We start from the raw sequence: 6,000 nt of genomic DNA, 5'->3' as shown, positions 1-6,000 counted from the left end.
AGAGCCACTTGGAATGAGGCGTAATCCAACTCGCAGACCGGCTCGTCATGCATCAGGATCTGCGACCGGAGCTGACCTCGCAGGCGCTGGAGATACGATCCCCAGATACGGCCACCATCTCCATCCTGATCATTGAAGAGGCGATAGAAAAGGTGACGGCGATCGTTGATGACGCTTGCAGTCCGGCCGGTCGTCTTGTTCTCGTGTCGGGTGAGGAGATAGTCGTCGTAGGAGCGTAGCTGGACCCGTGGCGCTGCGTCCTTGATCAGGGTGTTCAAAGCGTCGAGCTTGGCTTCGGCGTGAGTTGCCGGCCGACTCTTCAGCCGCTTCTGAGAACGTTCACTGCCGGGCTCGTCACCATCCTCGGAAGCCGGACGGATACGGACGATCCCAAACTTGCTGGTAGGCTTTGGGACATCGCTCGGCTTTGGGCACGGCAGTAGACCGGCTTGGGCTAGCTCATCCAGAAAGCGGGGATGGGCACAGAGCTGGGATGGGCGTCCACTACTGTTGTCGAGGGCTGCATAACCGCCATAGCGATGCCAGCGATCGCCTCTCGGCAGCCCGGTATCGTCCGCTGGGAACGGCTTGAGAAGGTTCACAAGCACCTTGAGCCGGTTGTAGGACAGCCCTTCCCGATTGCCCGATCCCTTGCCGTACTTCGCTGTATGGAACGGCATGACGAGCTTGCCATCATTGGCAGGATCGGTCGCAGCCCATGCCAGATGGTACATCAGGACCTGAAGCTGACGACGATACTCGGGAAGCTCCCGGCAACCCTCCTCCTGAAGCCTGGATCGGATCTCCAACCAGAGGTTATCAGAGAAAGTCTTCAAGCGATCGAGATAGGCCGGGATCTGGGGAAGCCGATCGGATAGCTCGACATGGCTGACTTCACGAACCTTCTCCTTCTTCCGAATGGAAGGATGATCGAAGGAGCGGGTATCGTGTTGAAGCTGACGGATCTCGAACGGGGTGTAGGAAGAGATATTCAAGGGAGCCGAAAGGAAGGAGTGAAAAAGGTTAGGGCCAGGAAAGGAAGAGAAGAGAATTTAGTACTAAGTACTAATGTGAAAGGTAAGACGCTGTATCCCCTATAATGCAGGGGTTTCGCCTCAACGGATAACCCAAAAACGGACCATCAAGGCGAAGGCTGTGTGCATATCAGAATTCACTACGAATCGCTAGTTGCCGAGTAGGAAATATAGTTCTTGACGGCCAATATGGTGCCGTCTTCGCTAGGTGATGCTGATACGGTCTCAGTACCAGAACGTATGACGATCGGAATGTCAGTTCGAGACAGCGGTATTCGATGCGTGGCTTGGTCGTTCTTTGATCCGATCAACCACTAGATGGGCTTTGAGTTAACCAAGTCACCCAAACAGTGTCTCAGGGGTCTTGCCGGTCACCGATCAGCTTGGATTGCTCGTCAAAAGCCTCCGCGCTCGGCAACCTTACAGGCATCAGGATCGACCAAACACCACCCGATCTTGGTACTCGGACGATCTCACGACGGAATCGATCTGCTGTGTCTAAGTTGGCTGACGATAAAGCGCGGTCGTGGTTTTGACGCGAGGCGTGGAACACCTTCAGTCCGGGCGGATCGACATCGATCATCCGCTTGCTGGTGAGTTTGATGTCGCCGGCTAAGGCCATGGTGCCTGACGAGGCCATGATTGCGAAGGCGATCAACGATCTCATGCCAACGACACGGTACTCCCGATGACCTATCAAGCGGGAAATACATCATTCGCTGGTCGGCTCTGCAAGATGGCAGAGGGAGTGGATGGAACAGGCGGAAGTGGCTGCCGTTGATGATACGGTTGGGAGAGTCGCGAGAGGACAAGCCGCTTATCAGCGGGAAATGCCCCGAAGCCCCATCGATGGTAAGGACCGGTCCGACCCCATCGTCAACAGCGATAACATGGCGAAGCCTCTGTGCGGTGAGTACCCCGATTCTCATCGGGGCTGACAGACCCAAGCGGAGGCTTCTGCTAACGGGACGGTGCGCCGAGGGCGTATTTCCCTGCTGCTTCGATCACGTTGAAGCGTATGGTTGGGTCCTCGTTCCATGCCTTGATCTTGTTCGGCATGACGTGAATGAGCCGGCCATCAGCAGCCTGGTTCAAGCCAAACTTGAGATCGTCCGCGAAGTCTGAGCGTGAAACGGTATCCATTGTGGTCTCCATACGAGATAGCCGACACTGCATCACCCATCACGCTCAGCGAACAAGCCGAGTGATGAGGTGCAACGTCCACCGTCATTCCGTCTGTCTAGCGTCCTCCTCAGCCTTCAACAGCCTCGCGGCTTTCAGGCGAGCCGTCTTATCGGAATCTGCTTTCACGCGTTGAGCATTGAGTTTTTTGGACGCGCTCGCGGTTTTGTCGTCTCGAAGTCGGTTGAACTTGGCGTCGGCTTCGTCGCGAGATCCTGATCGGTGGTCGCTCATTCCGCTCTCCCTGAACGCCAGTTACTGCGGATGTGGTGCCGCGTTCGAGGTCAACGCGCGAGAGAAGCAAAAGATCGAGTTGTCCTTGAGATCGCCGTCAGCATCGGCTCAGCCAAGATGGGCGATGGCGCGCGTGATCGCATCTGCTTGGCAAGACTTATACGAAGCGAGCGCGAGGTACTGGCTACGATCAACGCTATGGATGGGGCCTTGAAGCAGATGGCCATCGCTCGGGAAAATGGAAGTTTGCACTGAGCGGTCGCACTGAACGCCACGCCTGTCGCTCATCTACCACGCTGGGCTCCGGCGACTGTTCCGGACGGTAGATCGCTAAGAGAAGGGTGTCGGCAGCTTTCTCCAGTTGCACAGAAACGCGCGGGTGTCGGTCGCGGATCCGCTCGGCCATATTGTACATGGCATGGGCGTACCGGTAGTCCGCTTCGGACTGTACTGCCTCGCTGAACGGTTTTGTCGCGCTCGTCGGCTTTCGACTATCCATCAAACGACCTCCTGCCGTAATCCAGCCCTGCGAAGACAGATACGAACAGACCGCCGGTAGAGACGCATAGCGAGAGCATCGCTGAATCGTTCAGAACTCTGCCGGAACCGAACGAGCTCTCCAAGGCTACCGCAACCGTGCCAGCCGACGTCTCACAACCTCGTTGAGCAACCTCAGACCTTCGGTCATCGTCTCGATCTCATCATCGTCGAGATCAGCCCGCAACTCGCTCTCAATCTCTTCGCACAGGATTTGAAGCTTTCGACAAACGGCCCTGCCGTTATCTGTAAGCTCAACGTTCGTAATTCGCCCATCAGTACTGTCGGACGTTCGCTCGGTCAGCCCTCGCTCTGTCAAGCGATCCATCATCTTCGAGACAGTCGAGGGTCGCACATTGATCACCTCGGCGAGCCGCGAGACAGTCATGCGCTCATGTATCTGTAGGGCAAGCAGCAGGCGGTCTTGGCCGGACACAATCCCGATTGGTGTCAGCTTTAGGCCTAGTAGAACTCGCATTGACTGAGCTGACGACAGCGCATTTGTCAGGATGGTCGCCTCGTTTGCAGCGGAGCCCAGTAGATTTCTGTGAGGCGACGTATGGACCGCCCGTTTTTTAAAGGCATTTTCCATGTCGATAGTTCCTGTTGGCCATAGATCATGGGGCGTTGACCTGGGTATGCCATAAAAATGTTGCTGCCTAACTATGTACCGTGCAGCGTAATATCGCGTCCTATCCAATGAGGTCATTGTTCGGAAAGCTGACGGTACGTATAGCACACCGTTCGTTCACGACCTCCCCCACATGATGGCTTCAAGAGCGGCGCAGGAGGCACCTTTGACCGATCGCACTCAGGCCCTCCGTTCGCCTGGCATCATGTCCCTCGTCCGCGAGGCGATGCGCCGCTCCCCATCGCATATGGTCGACGGCGAGATCCCGCTGGCGATCCGGCTGCTTCTGATCGAGATCGACGAGGCTCAGGCGCGGCACAAGGCGCAGATCGCGGCCTTCAGAGCCGGCCAGCGCTAACGCTTCAGTTCCCACGTCGTTGGAGTGCATAGCAAGACAGTGCCGGCGCAACGAAACCAGTCTACCGCGCGTAGTGCTCTCAATCCCCCCATAGCCGAGAGCCGCCGTTGCCCAACATCGCCGAGACATGGAAGTCAGAAGCGGCCTTTGGCTTTCAGCTCACGGAAACCGCTCGGCTGTTTCGAGAGGCCTCAGAACGGTTCCTGATCGCGAAGGGCCTGCAGCTGACGCCGGCCGAAATCCGGACGTTGGTCCACGTCATCCGCTATCGCGGTGGCCGGCAGCGCGACATCGCGGAACGTATGGGAGTCGAGCCTATGACGCTTTCTGCTGCCCTCGACCGTCTTGAGGAGGCCAAGCTCATTTGCCGTAATGTCGACGCTGGCGATCGACGGGTGCGGCGCGTGGTGCCGACCGAAAAGGCGTTCGAGTCGATGCGGAAGCTCCAGCCGTTCTTCGATGAGTTCTACGAGCAAATGCTGCGCGGCTTCACTCCGGACGAGCTGACGACATTCGCCGCTGGGCTTGAGATCCTCCGTGCGAACCTAACAAACGATCCGGACATCCTGAGGCCGGTTTTGTTGGAGCCCGTCAGCGGCTCGGGATAGCCAGAAATCTCGCTTCCAGTGTTCTCCGCCTTCGCGAATGAGCTCTCGACGCTCATTCAAACGAGCTTTCGCTTTCGACCCCTTCGCAAACTATCGGTCCGTTTGCTGGTAGGACAGGCCGCGTGAGCGACAACAGTTCCACGCCTCCCGCACTGATACGTCCGGCTGACGCCGCTGCATACCTTGCCATATCGACCCGGCAACTCCTCGATCTGACGACATCCGGGCACATTCGATACGTGAACATTGGGGTGAGGGATCGCGAAACACGACGCTACAATCTTGCCGACCTCGACGCGTTCATTGAGGATTGCCGTCAGCCTACTCGATCGGACGCCACCTCTGCGGTCGAAAACGCTGTTCGAATGTCGAGCGCACCGGACTTTGAGGTCAAGATCATGTTCCCGAGGGAGTGGGACTAGTGCCCCGCTGCCGCGAACCGGCGCATGATCGGCAGCCCTTCGTAGGTTCCCTGCCGGCGCTTCCAGGCGTTGCAGGCATGGGGCAGTATCCCGCAACAGCGCCTCATACGAGGTACCCCGGAGGGGTTAGCGTACTGACGGCTGTTATGGCCTATGTCTGTTTGACGCAGTGGTTGAAAACCAGATCACTCGCTTTCCTTCTAGGTCGGAGCATCCGGCTCCTGATCTCCTCGTCCAGTCTGCGCGCGTTCCGTATTCAACCGATGCCAGGCGAACGATTTCGCTTGGCGAAACGTGGATGGGACGGATCATGTGCCAAACGGCCTACTGCACCGATACAGGCGCTGAAATTGCGTCCCGAGGCGACATTCGCAAGCTGGTCGGCTCAGTGAACATCGCCTGGAATGACAAGAGCGACGATGGCCGCGAACGCGGCGCCGCACAGAGCGATCTCACCTGTCTGTGCTGGGTCGACCTGCCGTCGACGCTCATCGCAGCGGGATACGAAGTTCGGCATAACCCAAACTCAAGCGCGGAGTATTTGTGTGGAAAGTCTTCCGACGACGCGTGATGCCGCTCCCTTACGCAACTATGACACAAAGCCGGGCGGATACGTTCAACTCAGCGCTCGCGAGACCAGCGTCCTGCGAATGGTCGCGGAAGGCTACTGTAACAAAGAGATCGCGGCTGGGATGGATCTCAGCACGAAGACCGTCGAGACCTACCGAGCCAGGGCCTTCATCAAACTCGCTTTGCGCAGCCGCGCCGACGCATTCCGGTTCGCGAAGGCGGCAGGTTGGTCATCAAATGCCGCTAGCGTTGAAGTTGTCCCGGTACCCGATACGCCATGACTGATGAACTGAGTCGTTCGCCCCGCCAAGAGGCGTAGAAGTGCAACTGGCGACGGCGGATCATTCCTTTACGAACTCGAATCCTCGCTTGCCGGCTTCTCCCTACGCGATTTATTCGCCGCCAACGCGCGGTTCAGAATAAG

General features: G+C 57.6%; 10 protein-coding genes. 5 read left to right on the top strand and 5 right to left on the bottom strand.

What is annotated here, in order from left to right; all coding sequences use genetic code 11:
* The 5 genes from AUL35_RS22375 to AUL35_RS21790 form a co-directional block, all read right to left on the bottom strand.
* Nucleotides 1-995 (bottom strand): hypothetical protein (locus tag AUL35_RS22375; RefSeq protein ID WP_156418125.1); only part of this gene is annotated, 995 nt, incomplete at its 3' end.
* Between the two features lie 394 nt (nt 996-1,389).
* Nucleotides 1,390-1,701, bottom strand: a complete 312-nt coding sequence (locus tag AUL35_RS22370) for a hypothetical protein (protein WP_156418124.1) — start codon at nt 1,699-1,701, stop codon at nt 1,390-1,392.
* A 293-nt stretch (nt 1,702-1,994) separates the two neighbouring features.
* On the bottom strand, nt 1,995-2,177 hold the full coding sequence (locus AUL35_RS22365) for a hypothetical protein (RefSeq protein ID WP_156418123.1): 183 nt from the start codon (nt 2,175-2,177) through the stop codon (nt 1,995-1,997).
* 84 nt (nt 2,178-2,261) lie between these two features.
* On the bottom strand, nt 2,262-2,450 hold the full coding sequence (locus tag AUL35_RS22360; RefSeq protein ID WP_156418122.1) for a hypothetical protein: 189 nt from the start codon (nt 2,448-2,450) through the stop codon (nt 2,262-2,264).
* 625 nt (nt 2,451-3,075) lie between these two features.
* A complete protein-coding gene (locus AUL35_RS21790; RefSeq protein WP_192847138.1) occupies nt 3,076-3,579 on the bottom strand; it encodes a MarR family winged helix-turn-helix transcriptional regulator in 504 nt (167 codons plus the stop codon).
* A gap of 244 nt (nt 3,580-3,823) precedes the next feature.
* Here AUL35_RS21790 and AUL35_RS20230 point away from each other — a divergent pair, with 244 nt between their 5' ends.
* From AUL35_RS20230 to AUL35_RS22980, 5 genes are all read left to right on the top strand, one after another.
* Complete coding sequence (locus AUL35_RS20230; RefSeq protein ID WP_156418121.1) at nt 3,824-3,976, top strand: hypothetical protein; 153 nt, start codon at nt 3,824-3,826, stop codon at nt 3,974-3,976.
* 107 nt (nt 3,977-4,083) lie between these two features.
* Nucleotides 4,084-4,584 (top strand): MarR family winged helix-turn-helix transcriptional regulator, encoded by a 501-nt coding sequence (locus AUL35_RS20225; RefSeq protein ID WP_062018228.1) that lies wholly within the window; start codon nt 4,084-4,086, stop codon nt 4,582-4,584.
* 122 nt (nt 4,585-4,706) lie between these two features.
* Nucleotides 4,707-5,006 (top strand): helix-turn-helix domain-containing protein, encoded by a 300-nt coding sequence (locus AUL35_RS23230; protein WP_192847137.1) that lies wholly within the window; start codon nt 4,707-4,709, stop codon nt 5,004-5,006.
* A gap of 298 nt (nt 5,007-5,304) precedes the next feature.
* Entirely contained in the window at nt 5,305-5,577 is a 273-nt protein-coding gene (locus AUL35_RS22985) for a hypothetical protein (RefSeq protein ID WP_244493854.1), read from the top strand.
* A complete protein-coding gene (locus AUL35_RS22980) occupies nt 5,552-5,857 on the top strand; it encodes a helix-turn-helix transcriptional regulator (protein WP_280137362.1) in 306 nt (101 codons plus the stop codon). Before AUL35_RS22985 ends, AUL35_RS22980 begins: the two co-directional genes overlap by 26 nt.
* Nucleotides 5,858-6,000: the final 143 nt, after the last annotated feature.

It is taken from the genome of Aureimonas sp. AU4 (assembly GCF_001463765.1).
GTDB lineage: Bacteria > Pseudomonadota > Alphaproteobacteria > Rhizobiales > Rhizobiaceae > Aureimonas.
This window is presented reverse-complemented; position numbering and strand designations above follow the sequence as displayed.